The sequence below is a fragment of the Clostridium sp. AF19-22AC genome (assembly GCF_003479085.1).
Taxonomy (GTDB): Bacteria; Bacillota; Clostridia; order Lachnospirales; family Lachnospiraceae; genus Faecalicatena_A; species Faecalicatena_A orotica.
Map to the genome: position 1 here is coordinate 45,167 of NZ_QUGN01000026.1, position 14,641 is coordinate 59,807.

The 14,641-nt window shown below is 40.0% G+C and carries 12 protein-coding genes; 11 read left to right on the forward strand and 1 reads right to left on the reverse strand.

The window, feature by feature from the left end; all coding sequences use genetic code 11:
- Positions 1-36: 36 nt before the first annotated feature.
- From DWX43_RS27470 to DWX43_RS22300, 11 genes are all read left to right on the forward strand, one after another.
- Positions 37-474 carry a hypothetical protein gene (locus DWX43_RS27470; RefSeq protein WP_242996221.1) on the forward strand — a complete coding sequence of 146 codons (438 nt, stop codon included), beginning with the start codon at positions 37-39 and terminating at the stop codon, positions 472-474.
- Between the two features lie 66 nt (positions 475-540).
- Positions 541-5,715, forward strand: a complete 5,175-nt coding sequence (locus DWX43_RS22255; protein WP_118621904.1) for a VWA domain-containing protein — start codon at positions 541-543, stop codon at positions 5,713-5,715.
- Positions 5,716-5,822: 107 nt separating this feature from the next.
- Positions 5,823-7,373, forward strand: coding sequence for a SpaA isopeptide-forming pilin-related protein (locus DWX43_RS22260; protein ID WP_118621905.1), 1,551 nt, complete (start codon positions 5,823-5,825; stop codon positions 7,371-7,373).
- Positions 7,374-7,441: 68 nt separating this feature from the next.
- On the forward strand, positions 7,442-8,290 hold the full coding sequence (locus DWX43_RS22265) for a class C sortase (RefSeq protein WP_118621906.1): 849 nt from the start codon (positions 7,442-7,444) through the stop codon (positions 8,288-8,290).
- Positions 8,280-9,173, forward strand: coding sequence for a class C sortase (locus tag DWX43_RS22270; RefSeq protein WP_118621907.1), 894 nt, complete (start codon positions 8,280-8,282; stop codon positions 9,171-9,173). The genes DWX43_RS22265 and DWX43_RS22270 overlap by 11 nt, the downstream gene beginning before the upstream one ends.
- Positions 9,170-10,147 carry a DUF5979 domain-containing protein gene (locus DWX43_RS22275; protein WP_118621908.1) on the forward strand — a complete coding sequence of 326 codons (978 nt, stop codon included), beginning with the start codon at positions 9,170-9,172 and terminating at the stop codon, positions 10,145-10,147. The genes DWX43_RS22270 and DWX43_RS22275 overlap by 4 nt, the downstream gene beginning before the upstream one ends.
- 27 nt (positions 10,148-10,174) lie before the next feature.
- A complete protein-coding gene (locus DWX43_RS22280) occupies positions 10,175-10,699 on the forward strand; it encodes a hypothetical protein (RefSeq protein WP_118621909.1) in 525 nt (174 codons plus the stop codon).
- Entirely contained in the window at positions 10,699-11,412 is a 714-nt protein-coding gene (locus DWX43_RS22285) for a hypothetical protein (protein ID WP_109733250.1), read from the forward strand. The genes DWX43_RS22280 and DWX43_RS22285 overlap by 1 nt, the downstream gene beginning before the upstream one ends.
- 16 nt (positions 11,413-11,428) lie before the next feature.
- Positions 11,429-12,181: a hypothetical protein gene (locus DWX43_RS22290; RefSeq protein WP_118621910.1), complete on the forward strand. Its 753-nt coding sequence runs from the start codon at positions 11,429-11,431 to the stop codon at positions 12,179-12,181.
- Between the two features lie 2 nt (positions 12,182-12,183).
- Positions 12,184-13,131, forward strand: coding sequence for a MucBP domain-containing protein (locus tag DWX43_RS22295; RefSeq protein ID WP_118621911.1), 948 nt, complete (start codon positions 12,184-12,186; stop codon positions 13,129-13,131).
- Entirely contained in the window at positions 13,131-13,676 is a 546-nt protein-coding gene (locus DWX43_RS22300; protein ID WP_109733247.1) for a signal peptidase I, read from the forward strand. The genes DWX43_RS22295 and DWX43_RS22300 overlap by 1 nt, the downstream gene beginning before the upstream one ends.
- 84 nt (positions 13,677-13,760) lie before the next feature.
- On the opposite strand, the gene DWX43_RS22305 is transcribed toward DWX43_RS22300, so the two are convergent.
- On the reverse strand, positions 13,761-14,641 hold an 881-nt coding region (locus DWX43_RS22305), incomplete at its 5' end, for an Rpn family recombination-promoting nuclease/putative transposase (RefSeq protein ID WP_118621930.1).

The following is a 14,641-nucleotide window of genomic DNA, read 5'->3' on the forward strand; positions in this document are numbered from 1 at the left end:
TAGAAACTAAAGGCATGAAAAGGAGCATGATATACATTGAAGAAGAGTCAAAGTTATATAGGGGCCCGCAACGGAATTGTATTTTGTGTGGATGATTATAAAGAAGGTAAAACATCGGGACGTTTGTATCATGCATACAAGAGAGATGCGGAAGTCTTAAATAGTCTGGAAGAAATGATATTTTATATGGAAGACTTCTTTAATAGTATCAGCTTCCCTTTTCCGGGGACAGAAGACAGAACATTTCGTGCAGTTAAAAAGAATGAAAATAAGAAGGAGAGGATGATAAAAGTTATGAAAGATGAAGAACTATTGGAACAGCACGGCGATAAAGGAACTTTTATTATCCGGGTGCAGCAGCGTCAGCACAGCAGCTGGCAGGGACTGGTAACATGGGTGGACGAAGATAAGACAGTTCCCTTCAGATCAGCGTTAGAGCTGATCAAGCTGATAGACGGAGCGTTAGGTGAATAGGTTAAATTTGTAACCCCTAAATAGAATGAGAAAAACGTGTATTTGAGAAGTGGAGGAGTATACATTATGAAATTATTGAAAAGATGGCTCGCGTTTTTCGTGGTAGTGGTACTGGTTATCAGTGTAGCATTCAACAGCCGCGGCCCGCTTAGAGCTAGTCATATAGGAGAAGAAAATACAACAACGAACAATACCGGGGAACTGGACGGCCAGACAGCAGAAGATACCCAGCAGGCCGAAGGTGATACCGGAGAGAATACAGAACAAGGTGAACCTGCACCGGATGCATCCACCGCAGAGCAGCCAGAGGTTCAGGAAGAGACACCGGCTGAACCAGAAGCTCCTCATCAGGACGAGATGGAATTAAGTCAGGTAATGATAGGTGAGAATGGCGAAGCAGTTTGCAAAGTAACAGCTAACATTCAAGAAGGAACATTTGAAGCCAACACAGCTGACGTAACGATGGAAGTCACATACGCGGCAGCCGATACAACAGAGCAGATCAAAACGCTCATGAGCAAAGCAGTAGCAGAAGGAAACGTTCTTGGAAATTACTTCTTATATAATGTAATCTTTAAAGTAAACGGCGAACAGGTTGAACCGGGAAAAGAAATCAAGATCACATTTGAACAGAACAACTTCCAGATAAAAGATACAAAGAAAGCAACAACCTTCTATTACAATGAAGCAAACTCAATTGCGGGAAATGCAGAAGCAGAAATCGTAAAGATTACTCAGAAGTCAGATAAGATCGAAGAGTTACAGAACGCTGGAGAAAGCATAGACAACATCGATGATTATGATCTTTCAGAAATCAGTTTAAAAGAAGATGGTCTGGCAGACAAGATCATGATGGAAGGCAGACGCTCTACAATCTACGGATGTTATGTAGAAGATCAGAAACCTCAGGAAGAAGCAGTAGATCAGAATCAGGAAAATAAAGAAGAGAAAACTAATAAACCTGAGTCACTTAAATATGAAGATGACGAAGTAGCAATAACAGTAACAGCAGAAAAAGAAGGAATCATTCCTGCAGGCTCAACACTTCAGGTTGTACCGATCAAGAAAGACGAGAAAGACACAAAAGATCAGTATAAAGAAGTAGAAGAAAAACTTCAGGAGAAAGCAGAAAAAGAAGAATACGATATCGCTGGATTCCTTGCTTATGATATCAGCTTTGTAGATGCAGACGGCAACAAGGTAGAACCAAATGGTGAAGTCAAAGTTGTCATGGATTACAAAGAAGCAGTCCTGCCGGAAGAGGTAGACGAAGAGAAGGCTAAGGACGCAGATGTAACAGTACTTCATTTGGAAGAAGATAAAAAGGGTGAAGTCAAAGATGTTGTTGACATGGGACAGAACGAAAAGATCGAGAACGTGGAAACAACAGAAAACAAAGAAGTACAGAAAACAGAGTTTAAGACAGAAAGTTTTTCTGTATTTACAATTACATGGACAAATAAAAATGGAAACACTCCTTATACGATAAAATTCAATTATGTAGATGAATTGGGTAATTCTATATCAGGGAATTCAGGAACAGGAGATCCTATAAAAGGTAACAAAACGATAGATTTAACTTCATCCGATTATCTGATAGAGATTGCAGGATACACCAACTCTCGTATAACAGTAGATAAATATGATAATACAATAAAAGTATCAAAGATATATCGTTCTAATAGTAATATGTATTATAACGATAGTACGTATTGGAGTGGAAGTGGTGGTGCTATATATAACGTATATTTTGTTTATTCTAAGAATGAAACCCCTGGAGGCGGAGAAACAGATGGGGAGGCAACATTAGATGCGCCAAACCATAATAAGGTTATTAAGTATAATGAAGGTGAAAAAGACTATACGTTAACTCTTGATGTTACCGGAGAAAAGGGTGAAACAGTTGGAGCAGATGTTTTATTTGTTCTGGATCGTTCAGCCAGCATGACAAATAATGGGAGCAAGAGATTAGAAAATCTACAGACAGCAGTTACAACAGCAGCAAATAAACTTTTAACAAAGGATTCAAATAATAGAGTTGCAGCTGTATGGTTTAGTTATGCTGACACGGAAACAACAGTGTGGGACACAGGGTGGATTGATTATAGTGGAAAAAGTGGCTTTATAAATAAAATTGAGTCTGTAACAGCTAATGGTGGAACTAATTGGCAATTGGCTATGAGAAAAGCTAATGAAAAGATGGGGACTCGCCCAATAAATAGCAATAACAAAAAATATGTAATATTTATTTCTGATGGTCAGCCAACAGAGAGTTATCAAGCCACTACAGGTTATAATAAATATAGTACGGAAGGCGATGGAACAACTTATAATACAAGTTATTTTAATATGGCTGTAAAAGAAGTACAGGAAGTTGGTTCTCAAAATAACCTCAAAAATTCTACATTTTATTCAGTGTATATGGATAATAGTAGTTTTAATACAGGAGGGAATCAATATACTACTGTCGGAGAGCGAATGACAACTTTTGCAAATCAAATTAGAGGATATGGAGGAATTCAGGCTTCTGGTGAAGATGCAACACAGAGTATAGACAATACGTTGCAGAAGATTACACAAAATATTCTTACCCCGGCATATAAAAATGTTACCATTGAAGATACCCTTACTGAATACGTTGATTTTACTGATAACCCAAACTTTACTGTTACTTCAAAAAAAGATACAAAAATAACAGAACTTACAGAAAATAAAGACTATACCATTGAAGTAAAAGACAAGAAAGTTATTGTTACTCTTTTAAATGGCAAGGAGTTAGATGAAGGAGTAACATATAGTTTAAGTTTTAATGTGAAGCCAACACAGAATGCGTACGATTACTATATAACAAATGGAAAATACCCACATATAGGTGATAAGAACACAGATGCAAAAGGAAATGAAACAAGTTCTGAAAAGGAAGGTTTCTACTCTAACGATAAGGCTGTCGTAAAATATCAAGTTAATGCTGGTACATTAACAGAAGCAGAATATGCAAAGCCAGTTGTACAGATTGATACAGGTTCAATTGATATTCCGGAAGAACCTAATCCAATTGATGGCAGTATAACTAAAACAATGGGGGCAGTCACAGAAGATGGTAAATATCCGATTACACTTGATGTAAAAACAAGATTAGAGGAAACTTCTGAAAATGCAAAAGTTGATGTTGTTTTAGTTATTGATACATCAGCCAGCATGACAAATAATGGTTCTCAAAGGTTAGCTCATACACAGACAGCAGCAAAAGCATTTGTAAAAAATCTGGTTGGAGAAGAAGGAAGTGTTAGCCAGTATAATCGAGTGGGAATTGTAACATTTAGCGGTAGTGCTCAGATTAAAAAAACATTTACAGGTGATGTCAGTGAGCTATTAAGTGCTATTGATAGCATAAGTGCATCTGGAGGTACAAATACAGAATCAGGATTTAAAAAAGCGGAAGAACTGGCAAAGCAATCAGACAGATCAAATAAATATGTAATATTTTTGACTGATGGTGTTCCAACATATAGCAATAGTAGTAGTTCAGGTGGAAGTACTACTACAGTAGGTGAATATCAAGATGCAGTTACAGCAGCTAATTCTTTGAAAAAATCTGTATCAGGCATATATACAATTGGATTGCTTAATGGTATGAAAGAAAATACTAAAGATATAGATGTTGCCAGAAGACTGTTAGCAAGTAACAATGCTGAACATCAGCATAAAGGTTATACTGATTGTTATTATCCTAGTTCGACTGACAGGAGTAAAGTAATTAGTGGTACTGATAGTGGAACTGTTAGCTGGAATACCAACAAAGCATATACTTATTCAGAAGGATATTTTGAAATATTATCAAATGATGATGCAGAGGATAAATTAAGTTCTATATGGACTGAATTAGCAACAATTATCATTAACAAGACAGCGGGATCTACAGGTGATGGGTGGATCGTTACTGATCAGATGGCTGATTATACCAGTTTTTATAAACTCGATGGTGCAGATATGAATGGCCATAAATTAACACTATCTGGAGACGGGTTGTCATTGACAACTGTTATTGATAGGAAGCAAATAACAGTAGCAGAGTATAATAAGAATAATAAAACATTAACATGGTATTTGAACGCTTCACTGGCGGAACAGTCAATTAAATATTTAGGTGGTGTTGATTATTCCTATAAATTAACATATTATGTTTCTTTTGAAGATAGTGGCAAAACCGAGTTTAGAAAAACAAATAATACTACCTATGTAACAAAGAAGGAGGACAATAAAAAATTATATCCTCCAACAATGCCATTTTTTGTAAATGTAACAGGTACAAAAATTGATGATACTACAAAGAATTCTTTAACTGGTGCAAAATTTTCTGTATATAGAAATGCAGATAAGACAGGACTTATAGAAGAGGATATAACTTCCGATGAGAATGGTCACTTTGCATTTCAGGTAGGACAGAGTGATTTAGTAAAACAAAACAGCAATATACCTGAATCATATACAATGAAAGTATATCTATTAGAAACGGAAGCACCGGATGGATACGTAGGTGACAATAATTTAAGAGAAATTACAATTAATGTTACAAATGTAAGATATAGTGAAGAAGGAGTGCCAAGTGGTACAGCATCTATATCCTATACTTCAAATCAGGATGACTTATTGGAAATTAACAAAAATGAAATGAAGCTTATCTATTCAAATAAGTCAAGACCAGATTGGGGTATTGTAAAGAAAAGTACAAGTGGAGGAGATTTATATTTATCTGGAGCTGAGTTTGCATTATACAAAGTGAATGAAGAAACGGGTGTAACTGAATTAACCTCCTCATACACAGGTATATCGAATGAAAAAGGCTTGATTTTAACCTGGGTTGAAACAAAGACTAATAATCAAGTATCTGGAAAGTTTATTCCGGCTGGAACCTATTTAATGAAAGAAACAAAAGCACCAACTGGATATACGCTGAGTAATGAAGAATGGAAAATTGAATTATCTGCAACAAATATTAAAATTACATCAATAGATAAAGATGTAGAAATGCTTTCAAAAGAAGAAATGGGGCGGATAGAAGGATTAGATAAAAATGGATCATATTTTATCTATAGAAATACACCGCTATATGATCTTCCTTCAACCGGAGGCTCAGGAATCTTCTGGTATACCGTCGGTGGAACGCTGCTAATGTGCTTAGCAGGACTGCTGACTCTATATAAAAACAAACGCAAGAGGGGGGTTGGATTATCGAAATAATTCATAATTTAACAAGAACTCTTGTCTCGTCTGGCAGCACATGAAAGAGCTGCCAGCACAGAAAAGAAAGTAACTCAACAAAATAAAAAGAAAAAGGAGAAAAAAGTATGAGTAAAATTAAGAAAGTCCTGGCAGTGTTTTTGACATTGGCTATGGTATTAGGAATGGGTGTAACGACATTTGCAACAGATAACACATCTACCGAAAAAGCAAGAATACAGGGGATAACAGCTGAGGATGGTATTACAGTAACAGCATATCAGATTATCAAATATAATGATAAAGGATATTACGAAGAAGTCCTTAAAAATTCTATAACTAAAGATGGTGACAATCTTAAACCATCTGCAGATGATGTGCAAAAATTAGCAGAAAAAACATCAGAATTAACAAACAAGGTAGAAATTACAGAAAAAGATGGTGATGATTATGTTACATCAGCATTAACAGCAGGTACATGGATGATTATCGTAACTGGATCATCAGACTATTTATACAATCCAGCAGTTATAAGTGTAAATCAGGGACCAAATGGATTAGTATATGGTGAATTAAATCTTGTAACAGATACTTGGGGAACTGACGCATATGTTAAAAAGGGCGAGCCAACAATCATAAAAGAAGCTTTTAATGCAGACAAAGTAGAAGGTGTACAGTACGGAGATATCATCCAGTTTAGAATAACAGCAGATGTTCCTAGTTATACAGCTTCAAGAGAAAATATTAAATATGTAATTTCAGATACATTAGATGGACTTAGCTTAGTAGTTGATAAAGATCATCCAGTAGTTGCTACATTGGCAGGGGCAGATGATGCTACATTAACTGAAGCTGTTAATAATGCTGTTTTAAATGGCAAAGGATCATTTGCAGTTGATTTATCAAATCAGGATGACTTTTTGAAAGCAAATGGAACAAAGAAGATTGTTATTACTTATTTTGCAAAAGTTACAACAGATGCTAAAATTACGGTTGATGAAGCAAACAATACAGCTACGTTAGATTATTCAACAAATGATAAAGTTCAGTCAAAGAGTGATGAAACATATCATTATACATTTGGTATTGATACAACATTTAGTGGTACTGAATCAGAACAGACAAACGAATTTATTAAAATTGATAAAGATGGTAAAATTGATGTAGTAGATGGTGAAGTTGTAATTACTGGTGGTGTTGCACTTGAAGGCGCTGTATTCCAGTTGCACATTGGCGCAGCAGATGGACCTTTATTTGTAGCTGCAAATGGTAAAAACGAATTTACTACAGATAAAGATGGTCGTCTTGAAATCAATGGTCTTGACAGCGATATTGAATATTATCTGATTGAGACAAAGGCACCAACTGGATATACACTTAATGAAACACCTGTTAAGGTAAAAATTGATGCTACTTATGACAATGAAGGAATTCTTAAATCTTATATTGTAAATATTGGTGATAATCAAACACAGTACAATTATAATGCTGATACTAAAATAACAACAGTTGGTGATCCACAGAATCCTGCAAATCCTTATGGATTTAAGAATACTAAACTTTCCGCTCTTCCATCAACAGGTGGTATCGGTACAACTATCTTCACAATTGGCGGCTGCCTGATCATGATAATTGCAGCAGCACTGTTTTTTGCATCACGCCGCAAAAATAACAAATAATTAATTTTGTTGCAGGGCGGGGGAGTCGCCCGCCCTGCATTTTATATACAGCATTAAGGAGAGCTCATATGAAGAAAAAGTATCATAACATTATAATAGTAGCCATCTTTGTCATAGGGTTGTCCTTGCTGCTGTATCCGACTATAGCGAATCAATGGAATTCATACAGGCAGTCAAAATTAATCAGCAGCTATGATGAAAAGGTTTCTAAAATGGAGGCGGCCGGACAGATTGATTATGAGAAGGAGTGGAAAAAGGCAGATGCTTACAATAAAGCGCTTGTTCCGATGATACTTCCGGATTCTTTTGCAATAGCAGATGCCCAGTCCGAAGAGGATGCCGCTTATGAGGCTTGTCTGAATATTACGGATGATGGTATAATGGGACTGGTAGAAATACCGAAAATTGATGTAAAACTTCCAATATACCATACCACATCAGAAGAGGTTCTAAGAAATGCAGCCGGACACTTGGAGGGAAGTTCCCTTCCGATAGGCGGAGAGAATACGCATAGTGTTATATCAGCCCACAGAGGACTGCCGAGTGCGACATTGTTTACAGACCTGGATAAATTGAAAAAGGGCGATCATTTTATGGTTCATGTACTGGATGATACTCTTTGCTATGAGGTTGATAAGATCAGTGTTGTGAAGCCGGAAGATACTTCCGATTTGAACGTCGAAGACGGGGAAGACCTGATGACTCTTCTCACATGCACCCCATACGGTGTAAACACAGAAAGACTGTTAGTCCGTGGACACAGGGTTCCATATGAAGAGAAATATGCAGACGAGACCCAGTCGTCCATCAGTCTTGAGACAAATTATATTCTGTGGGTAATTGTAGGGCTTCTGATCACAGGGGTATTGATTGGAGTAATGTATGTAAGAGAGCGCAGGAAAAAAGATGAAACGTAAGATAACGACATTTTTATTTGGATTGCTGTTTCTGATTGGATTTGGAGTTCTTGTATATCCCACAATATCTAATCAATGGAATACTTACAGGCAGCAAAAGTTGATTTCGACCTATGACAAAGCAATCAGCCAGATGAAACCGGAGGATTTTGACGCGGCATGGGAAGCAGCCAGAAGTTTCAACAGCACATTTGACAGTAACAATATTTATGGTGATATATTTAATACAGACTCAAAACTTTCTGATATTAAAGATACGGAATACTGGAAAGTCCTGAACGTGGAAGGGAACGGGATTATGGGATATCTCTCCATCCCGAAGATTAACATAAAGCTTTCCATCTACCACGGGACGTCAGACGAGGTTTTACAGACCGGGGTCGGACACATGAACGGGACGAAGCTCCCGATTGGCGGGGAGAGCACACACAGTGTTTTGTCGGCACACAGGGGACTTCCGGCAGCTAAGTTGTTTACCGATATCGACCAGATGAAAAAGGGAGACAGATTTTATCTCCACATACTGGATGAAGACCTGGCATATGAAGTAGACCAGATACTTCCGATGGTTGATAAAGATGACCATGAAACACTCGATAAGGCACTACAGATCGAGGATGGTCAGGATTACGTCACATTATTTACTTGTACACCTTATGGGGTGAATACGCACCGCCTTTTAGTGCGGGGACACCGGGTACCTTATGAGGGAGAGCTGGTGAGTACCCCGGTAGACACCATGGTGCAGGCAATCCAGAATTATTATATGCTGTTCTTATTACTTGGTCTGGCAGTCACTGCATTAATAATAGTTCTTATGAAACATTTATTCAGGCCGCGCAGGAAGCTGGCCGAAGAAGACTTGGAGGAGGGTAAGAAGTGAAGATAAGAGAATTTATGAAAAAGAGTAAGGTATTCGTTCTCATTTGCGCTTTAGTTGTACCGATATTGTCACTGACAGATATCAATGCGGCAGATGCGATCGACATCACAAAGCAGTGTTCTTTGACACTGACAGTACCGTCGGATAGTGTATACCGGACAGATTCCAATGCACCGGATATTACGGCTAAGCTTTACCGAATCGCATCTGTATCAGAGTCCAGACATTTCACAATGCTTGACAACAGCTATGGAGTAGACATAGAGGCGCTTTCACAGGATGAAAATGCAGACTGGGAAGCAGCGGCTGCCACAGCGGCATCGAATACAGATGGAAAGACTCCGGCAAAGGAGGCCGTAATTGACCATACTACTGGAGAAGGAGTTGCTTCAGGACTTGAAACAGGAATGTATCTGGTTATGATGGATACTGTATCGAGTACCCAGTATGAATATAGTTTTACCCCATATTTAATCTCTCTTCCGAATAACCTCTACTATTCATCACAGAGGCCGGAAGATGACGAATGGTTATATGATGCAGAGAGTCTTGTCAAGATGGGTGCAGAACCAAGGCTGGGAAATCTGGAGATTATAAAGGACCTTACGGAATACAACAGTTCACTCGGACCTGCAACCTTCGTATTTACGATTGAAGGGGAAAAAGGTACAGACACATACAGCAATGTAGTATCCATGACTTTTACAGAGGCAGGACGGCAGTCAGTAATAGTCGAGAATATTCCGGCAGGCATGACAGTTACAGTTACAGAAGTGTACACAGGTTCAAGCTATGAATTAACAACAGCACAGAGCCAGATAGCTACAATCGTAGCAAATGGAGCAGATGCTACAATTGCCAGTGCAGCATTTGCAAATACTTACAATGATGGCAACAACGGCGGCTATGGAGTAGAGAACCAGTTCACATATGAAGACGGTGAATGGCAGTGGAACCAGAAGCCGGTCGAATAGACGGCGCAGTAAAGGAGGCTGGAAGCTATGAAAACAATGATGAAGAACAAAACAGTCTGGCTGACAGCAGTAGCTGTGATTTTGGCGGGGAGTATGACAATACACGGGGCCATGGCATATTTTACAGCGAATGCGTCGGCATCCGGCGGTCATGATATTTCTCTCGGGGAACAGACAGAGATAACAGAAGATTTTTCTGACTGGACGAAGCATATTGTGATTGGAAATACCGGAACAAATGATTGCTATGTACGTGTGAAGGCGTATTGCGGAAGTCAGTTTACTATTGACTATTCCCAGCCGGATGGCACTGCATGGAGCCAGGGCGAAGGCGAGTACTGGTATTACAGTGATATCGTACCGGCAGGAGGCAAAACTTCCGTACTTGATGCAAAGATTACAGTACCGGAAGAGTTTAAGGATAATTTTAATGTAGTAGTTATTCAGGAGTGTGCAGCTGTTCTGTACGATGCAGACGGCAATCCTTACGCAGACTGGTCACAGAAGATCGACCAAGGGTCAGGATCTGGCGGAGAGGAGGCTGGTAAATAATGAAAAGCAGAAAGAAAACAACAAATGGACAGAAATCAATTATTATTTTACTGGCTCTTGCAGTCATTTTGTTAGTCGGCAGTGCACTGGGAAGCACCAGCGCGGCACTTTCTTATTACAGTGATAACTATACGGCGAATCTGGCAGTTTCAGAGATTGGCGTAGCACTTGTTGAAAATGGTAATGAGACTTCAGAAAAGCTCCTTGCCAATATGGTTGGAGAGAACGAAAAGATTCAGCTCGGAAAGAAATATCCGGAAGAGCTGACGGTAAGAAATACGGGTGAGATTGACCAGTATGTCCGTGTCAGCATCGTAAAGAGCTGGATGAAAGACGGAAAGAAAGTTACTTCCCTTTCACCGGACCTGATTGATTTAAATCTCACAGGCAACGGCTGGATCGAAGATAAGAATGCTTCAACTGAGGAGCGTACCGTATTATACTATTCAGGGATTCTTGCAGGCGGGGCAGAGGCGCCGATCTTTGCAGATACCATCCGTATCGACGGATCAGTTGCAACACAGGCAACAAAAGAGACTGTGAAGTCTGAGAATGGATACACAACAATTACAACAACGTATAAATATGACGGAGTAACATTTAATCTTGAGGCACAGGTAGACGCAGTTCAGACGCATAACGCGCAGGATGCGATTAAGAGTGCCTGGGGAGTCGATGTTAAGGTATCTCCGGATGGAACTTTGAGTCTGTAATAGGGAGGAGAGAGACATGAGAAAAAGAATATTAGGTTTTATTCTGGCTATGGTCATGATCGCTGCCATCCCGATAGAAGCAGCCGCGGAGGTAATTCCGGGAAATTCAGACTGGCAGGTCAGTTTTGACGGTAACAAGTTAAGCAGTAATTTTAAGAGTTCTGATCTGGATGCCAGTGTTTACCAGATTTTGCCGGGAGATACAGCATTGATTCAGCTTTCACTGGTCAATAAGGCAAATAAAGACACAAACTGGTATATGTCCAACGAAATCATTAAGAGTTTGGAAGATGGCAGTCCGGCAAACGGCGGAGCCTACACTTACATTTTAAATTATAATCATCCGGACGGAAAGACGACGACGGAGATCTATAACAGTGATACTGTCGGCGGAGATGATGCAGATGGTCTTCATAGCGCAACGGATTCACTGGATGAGTACTTCTATCTGGACCGTCTGTCACCGGGAGAAACAGGAAGCATCGAACTTCGTGTCACACTGGACGGCGAAACTCAGGGGAATGATTACCAGAATACACTGGCTCAGCTCCGGATGACGTTCGCAGCAGAGGTTGTGGCTGGTGATACAACAGTAACAAAACCGGGAACGAACAGCACAATTATTAAAACTGGTGACAGTTCCAACATGATCCTTTATCTGTCAATAGCGGCATTTGCAGCAGGACTGATCATTCTGATCATTGTATTACTGAAGATTAAGAACAGAGATAAGGAAAGAGCTGAATATAAGAAAAGGAGGTCCAGATAAGTATGAAATCGGGAAAGAAAATACGTAAAGGCCTTCTTGGACTCGCAGTATTATTTGCAGTGACTCTCCAGATGATGTTTGGTTCAGAGGTAAAAGCGGCAGAAGATTATACTTATACTATTACACTGTATGCAGGTAACCACGGGGTATTCAGTAACGGGCAGGATAAGTTGGTTATATCGGGCCGTAGTTACGGAGAACAGGTAAATCTTGATCTTAGTCTTGCTGACATGAAGCCCCAGATTTTAGATGATAAATATTATGCAAAAGGAATCAGGCAGAGCGGTACAGATAGCGGCGGTTCTGAACAATCATTATGGGCACCTGTTACGGGTGATGCAGATTATGTTATTGCATATGGTATCAAAGGGAATCAGGTAGCCTATACTGTAAATTATCAGGATGAAAATGGAAATGAACTTTTGCCAAGCCGTACTTTTTATGGTAATATAGGAGATAAGCCGGTAGTTGCTTATCAGTTTATTGACGGATACCAGCCACAGGCTTATAATCTTACTAAGACACTAAGCAGTAATGAAGCCGAGAATGTATTTCCATTTATCTATGTTCCGGCAGATACAGGAACAGTAACGACAATTACGCAGGCAGGAACAGTTACAGTGATACCAGCTACACCGGCAGCCGGAACAGCAGCCGCAGGAGCAGGAGCTGCAGCGGGTGGCACGGCAGGAGCCGCAGGCGGTACGGCAGGCGGAACTACTGAGACAACACCGCCGGCTGATGAGACTGTAGAAGTACCGGATGAAGAGACACCGCAGGCATTACAGGATCTGGACGATGAGGAAGTTCCAAAAGCCAACATCGACGCAGAGAGAAAAACAAGCCGTGCACCGATTGTCGTAGGTATTGTAGTAGGAGTACTGGCCCTGGCTGCAATCGCATCAACAATTATTTATTTAAAAAAGCGCGGAAAGACAGACCTTAAATAATGAGTAGAAAAAAACGCCATAGACAAAGTAAAAATCATAAAGGCACCTTTGCCACTGTATTAAGCGTAACGGGAACCATTTTACTGATCATCGTGATCGTACTTTGTGTGCCACTTACGGTACCGAGGCTGTTCGGTTACGAGGTATATACAGTTATCAGCGGAAGTATGGAACCGGCGATACCTACGGGAAGCCTTGTATATACGAAGAGTATTGCGCCGGAGGACGTGAAGAAAGACGACGTCATCGCGTTTTACAGTTCCACGGACAACGGAGCGATTATTACCCACCGTGTAGTGAAAAACCAGGTTGTAGAAGGTAAGTTCGTAACGAAGGGTGACGCGAATGCGAAGGAAGATGCCATGCCGACCGAGTATAGTAACCTTTTGGGAAAGGTAGAACTGTCCGTACCATTTATGGGGCAGATTCTGGCAGCGGTTGCATCTGCACCGGGAAAGATTGCGGCGGTATCATTGATTATATTGTCAGTACTATTACATGGCGTGGCCGGATTTTTAAGGCGGAATCAGGAAGAATATGAATAAAGTGAAAGGGAGCAGACGGATGATGTCTGTTCCCTTTTTTGTATTTTTCGATTTCGGGGATATTTGCAATTGAAATAGTACAGGCTACTCTAATATTTGCCTGACTTTTTCTATACTGATATCACAGAGGTCCGCAATTTCTTCTGGTGATTTACCCTGCATGAATAGTTTGAAGACCTGACGGGTGCGGTGTTCAGCTTCCTGCTCTCCTAATTTTTTCCCGATTTCTACGCCAGCTTTGCGTCCAATCTCTTCCCCAGCCTTACGGCCAACTTCTTCACCGGCTTTAAGTCCTCTCTTTTCAGCACTGCTGATCTGGGTATTATAATCTTTTAATGCCTTTTCCCGGGCCTCATATTCCAGCCGCTTTTTATCATCCGCACTCAGTTGGAGCAGTGTATTGTATGCTTCATCGAGATATTCGTTTGTCTTAGCCATAGTTTGAAACTCCTCTCTATTTTTGCCACTGAAGAACTTCATCCATGCAAGAACATCCTTACTGGTTTTAACTTCCGAAGGAAGCTTTTTCAACTCCAGTATCTGAAGCTCCATTTTATCGGAATAAAGATCATAGGTGCTGTCATCCCGGAAATGAATCCTGCGGTAACATTTTTTATCATTCGGAAAATGGATGAAGTCTAAAATACTTACATGGATACACTTCTGCAGCTTTTCATAGGATTCGCCCTTACGGATCTGGCTGTCAAACATCTTACTGAGATAGAACATGGCGCGTTCATCCCAGTATTCAAAGTATTTGACCTGCATTTCCATATTCATCTGCGTCCCGTCTTTTAGCAGTACCCGTACATCCATAATTCCCAGTTTGTCATCGGCTGAGTCCCTCGGAAGCAATGTGGGCAGAAGGACCGTATCTTCGACTTCGTCCGGGGGCAGGTCTAACAATGCTGAAATAAAGCCCTTCCTGACTTTGGGGTTCTGCATCAGTTCCTTGAAACAAAAGT